A 14,924-nucleotide genomic window follows, 5' to 3' on the forward strand; every position below is an offset into this window, starting at 1 on the left:
CGCGGCGCTGGGGGAGATCCTCGTCGCCGATGGCGGCGCCGACTTCAATGCTGGCCCCGCGCTGCCGGCCAACCCGTTCAAGCGGCGCTTCCTTCAGGTCTCCTCCGAGTGGGGTGACTCCTACCAGGCGCTCCTGGCCCTCTCGGAGATGCCGGAGGCCTTCGCTCTCCCGGGGGCGGCCTACCTTCAGCAGCTGGACGACCTGGCCTACCCCGTCGACTGGACCGCGCGCCTGGTCATCGTGCCCGGCTCGAAGGCCGAGCCGAAGGTCCGCAAGCGCGCCCGGCACCTGAAGGCGCAGGCCGCCGAGTACGAGGGCGACCCTGCCGGTCCGCCCGCGGCCGTGGCCAACAACCAGTCCGACAACCAGGAGTACCACGAGAGGTTGACGGCCAACCGGCGCGAAGTCGAGATCCGCCCCATGATCACCCTTGCTGTCTGGGGCAACAGCCCCGAGGACGCGATGGACCGCGCCGCCGCTCTGGCGAGCGACTTCGGTTCCACCGACTACACCTTCTCCCGGCCCGTCGGCGAGCAGGCCAGCCTGTGGCAGTCGATGCTGCCCGGCTGCCGCACCCCCCGCGTCATGGCCAGCTACGCGCAGGTCCTCCTGGCCAAGGACTTCGCGATGGCCATGCCCTGGTGCGGCTCCCAGCTCGGCGACGAACGCGGCGGCCTCTACGGCCTCCAGCTCGCCTCCGGCGGCGCCCGCCCCGTCCTGATCGACCCGGCCCGCGGCCCCCGCGAGAACGCATCCGCCTCGATGGCGTGGCTCGGCGAGCTCGGCGCCGGCAAGTCCGTGGCGATGAAGTCGGCCGTCTACAACGTCCTGGCCCGCGGACACCAGCTCGGCCGGCCGGGCTCCCGCGGCCGCGCCGTCATCGTCGACCGCACCACCGACCAGGAATGGGCCCGCTTCGCGAAGGCCTGCCCCGGCACCACCCAGCTGATCCGCATTGACCACACCGCCGAAGTCTCCCTCGACCCCCTGCGCCTCTACGTGAAGCACAGCCCCGAAGTCGCGGCCCGCTTCACCGAGTCCTTCCTTACCCTGCTGCTCGGCGTACGCCCGATGGACCTCGAAGGCGTCGCCCTCTCCGAGGCCGTCCAGGCCGTCCTGGCCCGGTCCGAGCCGTCGATGCGCGCCCTGATGGATGAGCTCACCGCGCGCGGCGCCGGGGACGCGGCCGCCCACGGCCTGGCCCGCAAGCTCGCCTCGGTCGCCCGCAAGGACCTCGCCCGCGTCGTCTTCGACGAGACACTCCCGGTCGTCGACACCCAGCGCGCCGACAGCGTCGTCTTCCTCGTGAGCGCGCTGCAGCTGCCGAAGAAGTCCGAGCTCGCGAGCGAGCACCGCATCCAGCGCCTGGAGTTCGAGAAAGTCCTGGGCCGCGCCCTGATGTACCTGATCGCCGCGGTCTCCCGTGAGACCGCGATGCGCTCCAGGGATGAGTTCGCGGTCACCGTCTTCGACGAGTGCTGGTGGCTCACCTCCAGCGACGAGGGATTGGAGCTGCTGCTGGAGCTGCTGCGCGACGGCCGCAAGCGCAACGCCGCCGCGTACGTCGGCAGCCACGACGCCAACGACATCGGCCCGGCCGACAGCGAGAAGGGCGTGATCGTCCGGGGGCTGATCCCGCACCGGTTCGTTTTCCGGCAGACCAGCCGCACCCTGGCCGCCCGCTCGCTGGAGTTCCTTGGCGTGGACTCCACCGACACCGATCTCCTGGACCTGGTGACTGGTGGCCTCTCGCCGCTCGGGCTGCCCGAGGACCAGCGCCGCGCCCGCGCGGGGGAGTGCCTCTACCGCGACCTGGTCGGCCGTATCGGACTCATGCGGGTCCTCATCCCCATGGACCGCGCGATCGAACGCGTCATCCACACCACCCCCACCGGCGAACTGGCCGCGGCATGACGACCCCTCGCACGTGGTGGAAGCAGCTGCGCCTGCTCGGCCCCGCCCGCCTGCGCCTGGCCCTGCTCGTCGCGGCGCTCGCCGCCACCGCCTTCACCATGCTCACCTCCCTGCCGGCCCTCGCCGACCCCACCCCCAGCCCGAGCACCAGCCCGACCGCGACCCCATCCCCGGCGCCCACTACCGCGCCGCCGGCCGGACCCCTGCCTCCGGCCACGCCCGGTACCCGTACGCCGACCCCGGAGGAGCTCGCCGAGATCGAGAAGATCCTCGGCGACCTCAACAAGAAGCTCTCCGGCTCCATGCAGGAGGCCTACCTCAAGGCCGAAGAGGAGCGCCTGCGAAAGCTCCTGCCCGACGAGGGCGGCGTCCTGGCGGTCTTCAACGTCACCGACGCGAACAACCTGCCGATCTCGGCCTACACGGTGAAGTCCGACACCGGCGGCCTGACCGACTGGGACCTCGGCATCATGAACCTCCTCGTGGAACTGTTCTTCATGGCCGTCAAATGGGTCATCGCGTTCTGCTGCTGGCTCATCGTCTGGGCCCTCGGCTTCGGCCTCGCCAAGCTGCTCCTGGCCCCGGTGCTGTCCGTCGCCACCAGCCTGCACGCCCAGGTCATCGTCCAGCTGGGGCTGCCCAGCCTCTTCCTGTCGGTCTGCGCCCTGATCACCGTCGCCCGCATCTTCTTCGGGGACCGGGCCAAGGGGTGGGGCGACGCGGCCCTGTCCATCCTGATCGCCGCGCTCACCGCCACACTGCTGTCCTCGCCCCCGCAGCTCCTGCTCGGGGAGAAAGACGGCGCCATCGCCGCCGCCCGCGGCCTGGCCCTCGAAGTCGCCGAAATCATCCTCGACGCCAACCCCGGCCCGAAGGAGAAGGCTCCCGACGAAGAGGACTCGGTCAGCAGCCGGGCCCTGTCCCGCCCGCTGACCGACGCACTGACCGATGCCTTCATCGTCAAGCCCGCCATGCTGCTCCAGTACGGCCGGGTCTTCGAAGGCGACTGCGCGAAAAAGTACTCCGCCACCAAGATCACGCAGCTCGCCTACGACCGGGCGATGAACCAGCAGATGGAGCGGCTGAAGAAGTACAACTCCTACCGGGCCTGGATCGACCCCGCCGGCGCGCAGATCACCGAATGGACCCTGCCCCTGTCCAAGCAGTGGGCGCTCGACCACTTCGGCAACCCGCCCATGGAGCGGTTCGAGAAGGAGTGCGTCAAGGGCGACGTCCAGTCCGCGAAGTGGGCCTCGATGGACAAGGTCGGCGGCGCGATCTTCCTCCTCGTCGCCGCCCTGATCGTCAGCGCGCTGATCGCAGGTCTCGCCGGCAGCTTCCTCGTCGCCCAGTGCCGCATCGCCTGGGACGCCGTACGGGCCGAACCCGCCCTCGTTGCCGGCCTGATGCCCGGCGCCGGCCGCGGCTACCTGTGGGACTGGGCCGCCTCCGTCCTGCACTCCCTCGGCCAGCTCCTCGCCTCCATCCTCGGTCTCGCCGTCCTCATCCTGATCATCCAGGCCGTCCTCGACCCCGTACAGCAGGACTGGGGCAACGAACTCACCTTGCGCTTCCTCGCGGTGGACATCGTGTGCATCGGCGCGATCAAGAAGCGCAAGGCCCTCACCGTCCACTCCAGGCAGGTCGCGGCCAACTGGCGCGCGAAGATGTCCTCCGGCCGGATCGGCGGGACCAACGGCAGCGCCTTCACCCCCTCCTCCACCCCGGTCGCGAAGAACCAGTCCATCACCCGCAAAATCACCCGCGGCGCGGTCCGCACCGCGATGGTCGGCGTATCCCTCGCCTCCGGCAACCCGATCGCCGCCCTCGGCTACGCCACGAGCAGCAGCGTCAGCACCGTCGCGCTGATGAACCGCGTCCAGACAGCCAGCCGCGGACGCGGGCGCACAGCCCGCCCAGCCGGGCAGGCACCCCAGCCACAGACCGGCAGCCAACCGCAGCCCGGCGCCCCGCAGTCCAGCAGCCAAGCGCCGCAGCCCACCCCGCAGAGCGCGCCCCAGCAGCCGTCCAACCAGCCCATCCCCGGCGGCCCCGCCGCTCAGCCCGCCTCCACCACCCCGGCCGCAACCGACCCCGCGGACAACCCGGCAGCGGACCCCGCGAACCAGTCCGGACCCGATGCCGGGTCGGCGGCGGCGCCGCAGGCCCGAAGGCAGCGGATGCGGCCCCGGCACCCCATGCCGATCCAGCCGGCCGCCTCCGCCCGCCAGCAGCAGCTGCGCCAGCGCATCAGCCGTGGAACCCGCCGCGAGCCGGTGGCGCGCCACAGCGCGCCCGCACGGCTGACGCGTCCCACCGATGCCTCCCTCACCCGCAATGAAGAGCAGGAGCTCAACCGCCGGCGGCGTCGGCGCCGCGGGCGAGGGCGGTCATGAGGAAGAACAGGCGCTGGATGGCCGGCGGTGCCGGGCTGCTCGTGCTGGCGCTGATCCTGGCGGGGGCGATTGCCGCGCACGTCGTCGGTCTCGCCCAGAGCGAGGCCGAGGCCGCCGCGGCCCGCTGCCCCGCCGGCGGCCAGCCCGGCCTCGACCCGGACACCGCCGACATCGCCCGCAAGGTCCAGGCGATGCTCGCCGGCAGCGGCGACGTGAACGTGCCCGGCCTCCTGGAGCCCGAGAAGCAGGTCCCCAACGCGAAGGTCATCGTCGCGACCGGCATCCAGAAACGGGTGTCGGCCCGCGGGCAGGTCGTCGCCCTCGCCACCGCCCTCCAGGAGTCCACCCTGATCAACCTCGACCACGGCGACCTCGACTCGATCGGCCTGTTCCAGCAGCGGCCCTCCCAGGGCTGGGGCACCCGCGAGCAGATCATGGACCCCGTCTACTCCTCCGGGAAGTTCTACGACGAGCTCGTGAAGCTGAAGGACTGGGAGCAGATGCCCGTCACGGTGGCCGCGCAGAAAGTGCAGGCCAGCGGGTTCCCCGACGCGTACGCCAAGCACGAACGGCTCGCCACCGCCCTCCAGCAGGCCATCGCCCCCACCCTCGGCGCAGCCCCCGCCGGGCCGATGCCAGGACAGCCCGGCCTTCGCGAAGGCCTCGGCCCGGGAGGATGCGCGGGCCAGGGCGCCACCGGCAACGTGGACTTCGGGAACATCCCGCCCGGCTCCCTCCCGGAGGGCTACCAGATCCCGGCCACGGCACCCATGCAGGTGCAGACCGCGATCCGCTGGGCTCTCGGCCAGCTCGGCACCATGTACCAGTGGGGCGGCACCTGCACCAACCCCCACGGCCCCAACGCGGCAGAGCGGTGCGACTGCTCCTCCCTGACCCAGCGCTCCTACGGAGTCGCAGGAAAGGAGATCACCCGCACCACCTACACCCAGATCTACGACGGGCGCGCCGTGCCTGAGACCGCGATCCTGCCGGGCGACCTGCTCTTCGCCCGGGGCACAGCAGATGCCCCCGAGCACGTGGCCATGGCCATCGGCTACGGCTACGTCGTACACGCGCCCCGGACCGGGCGGCCCGTCTCCGTGGTCCCGCAAAGCCAGCTGGGTCCGATCCTCGTCGTCCGGCGCATCATCGGCTGACCCACCCTCGGCTGACGCGTCGTCACCGTTTGCTACTGTCCAGGCGAAGATCACCCCAGCCCCCGTGAAGGACGAGAAGATGCGTGCAGCACAGGCAATGACCGCGGCAGCTCTGCTGGCCTTACTCGCCACAGGCTGCTCTAGCGGTACGGACACCGGGGAGAACAAGCCGGGCGGCTGGCTCGGCGGCGGTGCAGCCCCGGCAGCGCCCACGAAGCTGAGCGTGCCGCCCGCCTTCGACGCCTCGAAGGGGTGGGACGAGGTCCTCTCGTGGGTACCGCAGGGCCTCGGCTCGATGCCGGTGACGGTGGTGCCGCGGTCTCAGGCTGTCGCGTTCATGCAGGCGGCGCCCAACGGGTACACCATCTCCATGCGCTCAGCCGACGGCAAGCTGGTCTGGCGGTCCGCACCCTGGGCCGGTCTGACGCCGGTGGCCGGAGTGACTGGCTCCAGAGGTCCGGCAGAGATCCCGGACCTGAAGGGTGTGGAGATCGAAGGCCGCTCCTACGTTGTGGCCTACGCCCATGGCCTGCGGGGCAAGGACCAGCTTCACGACGGCGCCGAGATCGTGCGCCTGGCGATCTTCCCGGCGAACGCGAAGGGAGAATCCGTCAAACCCCTGCGGGAAATCGACGTACCTGTATCGGCCGACCCCGGCGAGATCCGGGTCCAGGCAACGGGCGGCCGGCTGCTCGTCGCCTGGGGACAAGAAGGCTACTTTCCGGACAGGAGCGCGACGGTCAACGTGACCAGCGGCGAAGTCGCCGTCCATGACTCCCGTCGTCTGCTTGAGCAGTGCCGCACACCCCTATGTAGCAGCCGTGTCGTCGCCGCCACTGCGGACGGCCCCCTGGTCGCCATGGCCAGGGGAGGCTTCGGCATGCCGGGACGCTACTTCAGCGAAAATCTGACTCCCGAGGGCATCGACCCCAAGTCCGGCTTCCTCGGAGACCGGAACGGCAGCGTCTACGGCGCCGAGGCCGGACACGCCCTCATCAGCTGGCGTGCGGGAAAGGTCGGCGACACCCCCGTCTGGGCCATCCACGACCTGCGCACCGGAGCGCCCCAGGCTCGACTGGTCTGCGGCCAGGAGGTCGCCCCCAGCGAGGATGCCACCCGTGACTACCCGGTGGTCTCCTCTCCCGGCGGCCAGTACCTGGCCGCCGGGTCGGTGATCTTCGACGTCAAGAACAAGCGGGGCATCTGCCTGCACGGCGACGGCAACCGCAAGACGATCGCGGTGCTGTCGATCCAGGACAACGGCACCGCGTACGGGGTGACACAGGAGACCTCGGCGGGGGGCACGAGCGTCCTCGCCCAGGTGGACCTGAGGACCGCCACCGGCGATGCGAAGCCCCTTGAGATGGGGACGGAGGTCCCCCTCGCCCATACCGAGGACGGGACGGGGGTGTTCCTCACCCGCAACGAGGACAAGAGCCTCCGCCTGTCGGTACGCAGGCCGGCCCGTCGCTGAGCAGACCCCCGCCGGGACGAGCCGCCACGGTTTTTCCCCGCGAGCCGTGTCGGCCCGGTCCGAGCACGTACGCCGACCAGGGGGCCGCTATCCGGACTTCGGGGCGATCCGCTCGCTGCCGAAGGGCCGCCGCCTGTCCTTTGACAGCCAAGTTAGTCCGGTGCGATGTCCTGAGCTGGGGCGACTAGGTTGGATGTCAAAGGACAGTTGTCGGTCGGGAGCAAAGTGAGGGCTGCGGCTGGGCGGTTCAGCACTGGCCGGAACCGCGTGCGCCACCTGTCACGGGCCTCCCTGCCCGCCAGGAGTCCGGCCACGCGACGTCGTCGATCGCCAGCCACGGCGCGGCGGCGACGGCAGTCGGCGTGAGCCCGGTGAACGCCTTCACTTCGCGGTGCAGATGGGACTGGTCGACGTAGCCGCTCTCGGCCGCGACACCGGCGGGAGGGACACCCGCCGCGAGCAGATGGGCCGCATGGTCGAACCGCACCAGCTGGGCGGCCCGCTTGGGGGTGACGCCGAGCTGCGCCCGGAAGCGCGCCCACAGACGCTTGCGGCTCCAGCCGACCTCGTCCGCCAGGCCGTCGATACGCAACTGGCCCCTGCTGGCGACCGTCCGCCTCCAGATGTGAACGACCTCCGGATCGACCCGCGGGCCGTCCCCGATCCGCCGGCGGACGGCGTCCGCTGCCATCGCGAACCGCTCGTCCCACGATCCGGCTGTACGCAGCCGCTCCTCGAAGCGCCCGGCGTCGCGGCCCCAGACGTCCGCCAAGGACTCCACGCTCCCGCTGCCCCCGGCCGACGAGCCGAGCACTGCGGCCGCCACAGCCGGCTGCAGCCGGATCTGCAGGCACTCGCCCACCAGGCCGGACGCCCGCAGCTCCCCGGGTGCCAGGCCGATCACGACACTGCCACGTCCGTGCCGCCCCTGCGTGTCGTAGACCAGGCCGTCATCGTCGCTCAGATCGATGAGCAAGGTGACGGACGGATGCGCGACCATCGCGATGTCGACGGGCGCGGGGACACGGTGGCGGAATCCGGCCATGCTGATGCCCAGCAGTCGGTCCGAAGGCTCCGGTACTGCTATGTCAACGCCCGACCACACGGGTGGCACACCCTGCGACAACACGGCGCCAGTCTAGGCCGGGCCTGCCGGCGGGGTTCCGGCGCACAGGGTCGCGAAGTCCAGCAGCCGGCCCACCGGCTCGGGCGCTTCCAGCATGGGCATGTGCCCAACACCCGGCAGCATCTCGACCCGCACGCCCGGCACGACGTCGTACTGGCGCGCCGACGCCGGATCCCACCGGGGATCGGCAGCGCCGAAGACCACGAGCACCGGGAGCCCGAGGGCGGCGAGCCGCTCGGGCACGGACTGCTCGGCGAGGTACGCGGTGTTCTCGCGCAGCACCTTGCGGAACGCGCGGTACGTGGTGCTCCGCACGTCGGCGACCATGCCGGGCGGAATGGGAGCAGGCCCGGCGAGCGTGGCGCCGATGCCTTTGCGGATCATCGCATCCGAACGCCGCCACCACAGCAGCGGCCCGAAGGGCGGTGCCAGCATCACGCGGAGGACGGCCGGTTGCGGCAGGAGGGCGTCGAGGTGCGGGCCGGTGCTGATCATCGCCAGCGAACCCACCAGGTCGGGGCGCTGCTCCGCGAGCGCGGTGGCGACGTATCCGCCGCTGGAGTGGCCGGCCACGGTGATGGCGCGCAGCCCGAGTTCGTCGAGCAGCGCCGCCACGCGGCCCGCCTGCGCCGGAACCTCGTAGGACGTGGCGCGCGGGGACTGGCCGCAGCCCGGGAGGTCTATCCGGACGACATGATGACGGGCGGCGAGCACCGGAACCACCGGCCCCCAGGAGGCGCTCGAGGCTCCAGATCCGTGGATGAGCAGCAGTGGCGGCGCGTCCCGCGGTCCATCACGGTCCACATGCATCGGCTGCGCGTGCTGTGCGTCGTGGGCGTTCATAGAGCGATAGTGCGGGGGGCGGCGGCTGCCGGTCTTGTACGAATGTCGCCAACGGCCCGCGGCGGGCGCGCCCCGCATCTGGATGTCAACACGACTAGGTTCACTGTCAAAAAAGCCGAAACGACTGGGTTCGTTGTCAAACGCCTCGATTGGATGACAAGGGACACCAGATCCTGGCCACGGCACCCTCAAGGGTCAAGGGATGGCAAAGCATTCGGGTGCGGTGTCTGGATCGGCCTCGAAATCGTACTTGGTCCAGGTGAAGGGCTTCTTCCCACCACCTGGAGGAACCGTGCAACACCCCGCCCCGTCCCGGCCGACCCAGGGCCGGCCGACATGAGCCTCCCGGGCCTGCCGGTCGACGAGTTCCTCGCCCAGCTCCAGTCCGTCCTCATTGCGGCCGCGCCGTACCTCGTCGCCCTCAGCATCCTCGGGGCGGCTGTCTGGGTGTGGTGGACGATCCGGCGCGCGGCGCTCGTCCGGGAAGCGCTCGCCGACCGGGTCCGGGTCGAGGTGATCCCGACCGCGACCTTCGATCCCGGTGAAGGCGAGGTCGGCCGCTGGGCCCGCCAGCTCGGACGCGTGCACTACGCCGCCGATGGTGTTCCGGACCGAGGATCCGCTGTGCGCCTGCGGTACACCGCGGTCGACGGCAAGATGCGCTGCTACGTCGAAGGCCCGGCCGCGGCGGCCGCGATCCTGAGCATGCCCGGCTTCGCCGAGGTCGAGGTACGCACCCCCCACGGCCAGGCCGACATCCGACCGGTCCGCTTCACCGGCCCTGGAGGTGCGCCGTGACCGCCGCCATCTCCCTTACCAAGCCGGCGCAGGCGACCACCGCCCAGGCGGGCGCGCGCCGGTACGTTCAGCGCGCCGAGCTCGCCCTTGGCCTGCCCGACTTCAAAGCCCTCGCCTCTCTCGGCCTGAGCCCGGACCCGCTCCAGCAGTTGGCCGCGGCCATGGCCTCCGTCCGCACTGAGGACGGGGAGAAGGCCGAGGCGGTCTTCGACCTGGTCCCGGTCTCCGAGCGGCGCCTGGCCCGGCGTCGGCGCCGCCTGATGGCACGGGCCGCCCGGCGCGGTCCGTCCGCGTACGGCGAGCGCCTCACCGGCGGCCTCGGCGGAGGCGGCCTCTGGGGCTCGGCCACCTCGGCCTGGTCCGGCGGCGGGGCCTCCAGCCGCTCCGAGCGGATCCCCCGGCAGACCGACCTGCGCGACGGCGTCGGCAAGCTCGAACCCACCGCTGGGGCGGTGTTCGCCGTGCAGATCCTGCTGCGCACCGAGGCCGCGCACCCGCAGCTGGCTCTGGCCCGGATGCACCAGCTGATCGCCGCGCTGTCGATGACCTCGGGGGAGAACTACCTCAAGGCCCACCGGCCCCGCCGGTGGGCGATCGGCCGGTTCGAGCGCCGCTTCGCGAGCGGGGAGTTCGCACCGTGCCGTCGGCAGTGGCTGACGGTGCCCGAGCTCGCGGGGTGGCTGAAGCCGCCCACGGTGAAGTGCACCGCGTCCAGCGTGGTTCGCTCCGGCGGCCTTGTTCCGCCGGCCCCGGCAGACCTTCCCGTCTACACCGGGCAGCGGGACCTGATCCCGCTCGGCGCCGTCGTCTACCCCGACGGCCGCGAGCGGATCGCCGCCGCCCGCGTCCAGGACCTGCTCTTCGGCCTCCAGCTCGGCAAGGCCGGCCACGGCAAGACGGAGGAGGCCCTGGTCCAGTGCATCGCGATGGCCCACTCCGGATACGGCACCTGGTTCCTCGACCCGCACGGCGAGGGCTGGATGAGGGCGAAACCGTACCTCGCGCACCCGGAGATCACTGACCGGCTCTGGGAGATCAACCTGGCCAAGGCCGACCCGGACCAGCCGGTCGTCTCCTGGAACCCCCTGTCGATGGAGGGGCGCAGCCTCCCCGACGTCCAGGACATCGTCCGCTCCGTCACCGAGGGCATCGCCGCGGCGCAGGACTGGGGCGACAACGCCCCGCGCGCCCGGACGATCCTGGCCCGCGCCTCCCAGGTTTTGGCCCTGCTCAACCTCCAGGCTGTCCAGGCCGGCCACCCGGAGGCTCAGTGCACCCTATTCCAGATCAGGACCTGGCTCACCGAGGAGGAGTGGCGCGAGCAGCTCCTGCCCAAGCTCCCGCCGCGGGTCCGCGCGTACTGGGAGGCCACGTTCCCCAAGCTCGGCCCGGACGCCGTGCCCACTGTCACCTACGCCATCGACCGCCTCGACACCTCCCAGTCCCTCCAGGGCTTCTTCGGCAGCCCCCGCTCTGCGTACGACGTCCGGCACGCCATGGACACCAGCAAGGTGGTCTTCGTCTGCCCGTCCGGCAGCGAGAGCGACGCCCTGGTCAGCTGCCTGCTTATCCACGATCTCCACCGCGCGGGCCTCTCCCGGCAGGACACCCCGCGCGAGCAGCGGGCCTCCTTCTGGGCCTGGGGCGACGAGCTCACCGCCCTCGACTCCTCCAGCAAGGGCTTCCTCGCCGCCATCGCCGAACAGCTGCGCAAGTACGAGGTGCGCTTCATCGGCATGACGCAGATGGCGCTCCGGCTCTCCGCCATCACCCGCCAGGCCCTGCTGCAGAACCAGAGCTGGCTGTCGACCTGCGCGGCGGACTACGACGAGGCGGCCTTCGTCGCCAAACGCTGGAACGGCCACGTCAGCCCCGAGACGATCACCGAGCTCCCGAAGTACCACTACGTGATGTCCGTGAACCTCAACGGCGCCCGGACCACACCGTTCCGGGTCCGCGGATTGCCCGTGGACGAAGTCTTCGCCCACTACAACAACCCGGACGGCGTCCCCGACCTGGACCAGGCGATCGACAGCAACCTCAACCGCCGCCCGCTCGGCGAGATCCTCGCCGACCTGGAACTCCTCGACGTCACCGTCCTCAGCCACCACACCGGCAGACGCCCTGGCGGCCCGAGCGCCGGCGACCCCACCAGCGTCATCGACTAGAAGAAGGCGAGCACCCCGTGCCCTACCCGCAGTCCGCCCCCACCGGGCTGGGCCCGATCGGCCAGCAGGCCGCCCAGGTCCTCTACCAGCACCGCCTGGTCTCCACCCGTCAGCTCCACCGGCTCGTCACCCCGCACCACAAGCGCACCGAATACCTGCGCCGCCAGCTCCACAGCCTCCGCCAATCCGGGTTCGCCGACGTCGTCGGCCGCCGCACCACCGGCCAGACCGAACTCCTGTGGTGGCTCACCGAGAAGGGCGCCCAAGCCGTCGAAGCCGTCGGCCTGCTCCAGCAGCGCCCGTACCGGATGAGCCCCGAGGCCGCCCTCGGCCCCCTCCAGGAACACACCCTCGCCGTCGTGGACACCGGCGCCGCGTTCGTCGAGCACGCCCGCCGCCTGGGCCACGAGTGCGGCCCCCTGGACTGGTCGCCCGAGAACGCCCACTACTACCGCGACGAAGCACGCCCAGGCGAGGAACTCTGCCTCGTCCCCGACGCCGTCCTCAACTACGTCCACACCGAGAGCAAGCAGCGCACCCTGCTCACCTTCTTCGTCGAAGTCGACCGCACCCAGATGACGATCGCCCGCCTCGCCCAGAAGCTGCACGCCTACGCCGCCTACCACGCGTACACACCCCAGCCCCAGGCCGCCAAGGGCACCCGAGGGCCCCGCCGCCAGGCCACGATGCCAGCCTGGCGCAGCCGCTACCCCGTCTTCCCCCGCCTGCTCCTCGTACTGACCGGCGCCTCCGAGGAACGCCTCGCCCGCCGCATCGCCGACCTACGCAGCCTCGCCGCCAGCGACCCCGCTCTCGAGACCACCCCGCTCCGGGCCGGCGTCACCACCCTCGACCAGCTCCGCAACCACGGGCCCTTCGACCCGATCTTCACACCCGTCCTCGGCGCAGCGGAGCCAGCTGACGCCTGGCTCAAGACACCACGCGCTGCAGCAGCCTGAGGGAGCATCATCAGCGCATCTTGTCAGCGTCCAGCATCCCTGTCCGAAGACGCCTACGGGCGGTAGCTCCTCAGCCCTGGCGGGCTTGCGGTGCCCCGCTGGGGCGCTGAGCTCCACTGGCGACTGCAGGTGCCTGGTGTCCTGAATCAAGTGGAGTGGCTGAGGTAGGAGGTGGTTGATATGGCCACTGATGCAGTCGTTCGTCGGACGCAAGGCTGTGGCTCGCTTTCGGTGGTGAAGGTGCAGACGGGGTGCCGAGGAGCTCGATCTGCAGTATCCGACGAGCAAGAGGGTCAGGGCGCCCTTGTTCCTCGGGGCACGGATGACGACCGTAGGCAGGGTTGTGTGGGCGTCCTCTTCATTAAGAGAGCGCGGCACTTGCAGGTCGCTGACCTGCGTCTTCTCGGATCAAAGCGTTCCTGGCGGACACACTTGGGGGGTGAATGTGTTAACCCGGCGGTGACACACCACCTCAATGCTTAACTTGACGGAAAGTTCGGAACCTGATGGAAGCCCCGAGAGAATCCGCAGGTCGCAGCGTTGCACTGTCCCCGTGCAACGCTCAAATGCGGGGGCCGAGTGGGGCTTGTTGGATGCCCATGTGTGTTGCGTGGACTGGCAGGACTTAACCTCATGGCAAGTTTGGGGCCTATTCAGCGCTTGAAGCTTTCGCTGAGGGAAAGTTTTGCGGGGTGCATCCTCGCGGGCGTGGAGCTGGCCCGTGCTAAGCCCGCAAGGCTTAACTCCAAGGAAAGTCTCGCGAGCGCAGGGGTGTTGGAACTTTCCCTCATGGAAACTTCTGACTCCTCCGCGAGGCTGGAGCGGACCAACTCTTCCGGGTGACGCGCCGTCAAAACTTAAGCTCATGGAAAGTTTTGGGATAGGCTCCCTCTGCCTGAACAGCAGAGGAGGGCTCAGTGACACCTGAACCGCCGGCGCGAGCGCAGCGCCGGCCCAGCCAGACCGCACCCGCCGACGTGCCCCGCAACGGAGACGACGTCCTTGACGACATCGTCAGCCTGTTAGCGGGCCACATCGGGCAAGCGGCCAACGTCGTCCCCCGTCCGACAGCGAGGAGCAGGACAACCCGCGGCGGACCCAAAGTCCAGATCAACATCGACTACAGCGACACCGACCCCCGCAGCATCCACAACATGGCCGGGCGGCTCGGCTACAGCATCACCTCCAACTGGTTCGCCCAGTGGATGGCCAAGCTCCTCATCGCCGGAGTCCTGTCCCGATCCCAAGCCGCTGTCTTCCTGTTCGTTGCCGGCGGGCAGAAGAAGGGGACCGGCATCGCCTCGTACACACAGCAGCAGATCAGCGACGGATTGAACGAGCTTGCCGGCGCGAAGAAGATCACCCGGCCGACCGTGAACAAGGCCGTCAAGACTCTCATCGAATGGGGCTGGCTGGAGAGCGTCGGCTACGGCCGCATCCGGCTCAACGTCACCCTCTGGTTCGCGGGCAACAGCGGTGAGCAGAAGAACGTCCTGGAAGAGATCGCCTCCGACCACGGGAACGAATACGAGGCCTTCCCCCACAGGGTCGGCCCGAACGACCTGCCAGGCCAGCAGGTGCTTGACTTTACGGAAGCGCCCGTCAGGGGAGCGGCAGGGTGACCACCGCCCGCATACCCCGACGACACGACCAAGGAGACCCCACCCGATGCCCACTGTGATGTCCCCACTCGTGACGGAGCGGATCTGGGCGCTTCCGATCGGGGCCGCCGCGGTGAAGTTCTTGTCCTACCTCGTCTTCCGCAGTGAGACGGGCACGGGAAACTTGCCCTCCCAGCAGGTGATGTCGACCGAATACAAGGTGAGCCCAGCCGCCGTGAGCAAGCTCCTGACCCCCCTGTTCGAGCTGAACGTCGTGCTGCGCACACCCAGCGAGCGCAGCCGGCGCGCCAACAGCTACATCCTGCATCCGCTCGCCGCTCGCTACGAGAGCGTCGAGGCCATGGACGACGCCTTCGCGCAGGCTCTGGACGACATGCGGGAGGGCAGGCTTCCGCTCCTGCAGCTGCCCGAATACCAGGCAGCCCCTCCCGCAGAGGGACCGCGGAAGCTCCGCAGCGTCGCCTAA

The 14,924-nt window shown here is 70.3% G+C and carries 11 protein-coding genes; 9 read left to right on the forward strand and 2 right to left on the reverse strand.

Annotation, left to right across the window (positions count from 1 at the left end; genetic code table 11):
- From SSNG_RS35785 to SSNG_RS35800, 4 genes are all read left to right on the forward strand, one after another.
- The coding region (locus SSNG_RS35785) for an ATP-binding protein (protein ID WP_063749982.1) at nt 1–1,915 on the forward strand (1,915 nt) is incomplete at its 5' end.
- Nucleotides 1,912–4,311 carry a hypothetical protein gene (locus SSNG_RS35790; RefSeq protein WP_007268877.1) on the forward strand — a complete coding sequence of 800 codons (2,400 nt, stop codon included), beginning with the start codon at nt 1,912–1,914 and terminating at the stop codon, nt 4,309–4,311. The genes SSNG_RS35785 and SSNG_RS35790, both read left to right, overlap by 4 nt.
- Complete coding sequence (locus tag SSNG_RS35795; RefSeq protein ID WP_042804684.1) at nt 4,308–5,468, forward strand: NlpC/P60 family protein; 1,161 nt, start codon at nt 4,308–4,310, stop codon at nt 5,466–5,468. Before SSNG_RS35790 ends, SSNG_RS35795 begins: the two co-directional genes overlap by 4 nt.
- Nucleotides 5,469–5,532: 64 nt before the next feature.
- Nucleotides 5,533–6,942 carry a hypothetical protein gene (locus tag SSNG_RS35800; RefSeq protein WP_007268879.1) on the forward strand — a complete coding sequence of 470 codons (1,410 nt, stop codon included), beginning with the start codon at nt 5,533–5,535 and terminating at the stop codon, nt 6,940–6,942.
- 247 nt (nt 6,943–7,189) lie between these two features.
- On the opposite strand, the gene SSNG_RS35805 is transcribed toward SSNG_RS35800, so the two are convergent.
- Entirely contained in the window at nt 7,190–8,071 is an 882-nt protein-coding gene (locus SSNG_RS35805; protein WP_128637639.1) for a helix-turn-helix domain-containing protein, read from the reverse strand.
- Nucleotides 8,072–8,080: 9 nt separating this feature from the next.
- The gene (locus SSNG_RS35810; protein ID WP_063749984.1) at nt 8,081–8,911 is read right to left on the reverse strand and encodes an alpha/beta hydrolase; all 831 of its coding nucleotides are present in this window, start codon (nt 8,909–8,911) and stop codon (nt 8,081–8,083) included.
- Nucleotides 8,912–9,247: 336 nt separating this feature from the next.
- On the opposite strand from SSNG_RS35810, the gene SSNG_RS35815 reads away from it, so the two are divergent.
- The 5 genes from SSNG_RS35815 to SSNG_RS35835 all read left to right on the forward strand — a co-directional run bounded on the left by SSNG_RS35815 (nt 9,248) and on the right by SSNG_RS35835 (nt 14,924).
- Nucleotides 9,248–9,709 carry a hypothetical protein gene (locus SSNG_RS35815; RefSeq protein WP_007268882.1) on the forward strand — a complete coding sequence of 154 codons (462 nt, stop codon included), beginning with the start codon at nt 9,248–9,250 and terminating at the stop codon, nt 9,707–9,709.
- On the forward strand, nt 9,706–11,877 hold the full coding sequence (locus tag SSNG_RS35820) for a hypothetical protein (protein WP_007268883.1): 2,172 nt from the start codon (nt 9,706–9,708) through the stop codon (nt 11,875–11,877). Before SSNG_RS35815 ends, SSNG_RS35820 begins: the two co-directional genes overlap by 4 nt.
- A 17-nt stretch (nt 11,878–11,894) precedes the next feature.
- Nucleotides 11,895–12,836 (forward strand): replication-relaxation family protein, encoded by a 942-nt coding sequence (locus SSNG_RS35825; RefSeq protein WP_007268884.1) that lies wholly within the window; start codon nt 11,895–11,897, stop codon nt 12,834–12,836.
- 917 nt (nt 12,837–13,753) lie between these two features.
- Nucleotides 13,754–14,458 (forward strand): helix-turn-helix domain-containing protein, encoded by a 705-nt coding sequence (locus SSNG_RS35830; RefSeq protein ID WP_007268885.1) that lies wholly within the window; start codon nt 13,754–13,756, stop codon nt 14,456–14,458.
- A 46-nt stretch (nt 14,459–14,504) separates the two neighbouring features.
- Nucleotides 14,505–14,924 (forward strand): hypothetical protein, encoded by a 420-nt coding sequence (locus SSNG_RS35835; protein ID WP_007268886.1) that lies wholly within the window; start codon nt 14,505–14,507, stop codon nt 14,922–14,924.

It is taken from the genome of Streptomyces sp. C (assembly GCF_000158895.1).
Taxonomy (GTDB): Bacteria; Actinomycetota; Actinomycetes; order Streptomycetales; family Streptomycetaceae; genus Streptomyces; species Streptomyces racemochromogenes.

Bases quoted from the DNA above. Each gene is read 5' to 3' on its own strand.
- SSNG_RS35790 (WP_007268877.1), top strand. From the start codon at position 1,912: ATGACGACCCCTCGCACGTGGTGGAAGCAGCTGCGCCTGCTCGGCCCC.
- SSNG_RS35815 (WP_007268882.1), top strand. From the start codon at position 9,248: ATGAGCCTCCCGGGCCTGCCGGTCGACGAGTTCCTCGCCCAGCTCCAG.
- SSNG_RS35835 (WP_007268886.1), top strand. From the start codon at position 14,505: ATGCCCACTGTGATGTCCCCACTCGTGACGGAGCGGATCTGGGCGCTT.
- SSNG_RS35795 (WP_042804684.1), top strand. From the start codon at position 4,308: ATGAGGAAGAACAGGCGCTGGATGGCCGGCGGTGCCGGGCTGCTCGTG.
- SSNG_RS35810 (WP_063749984.1), bottom strand. From the start codon at position 8,911: ATGAACGCCCACGACGCACAGCACGCGCAGCCGATGCATGTGGACCGT.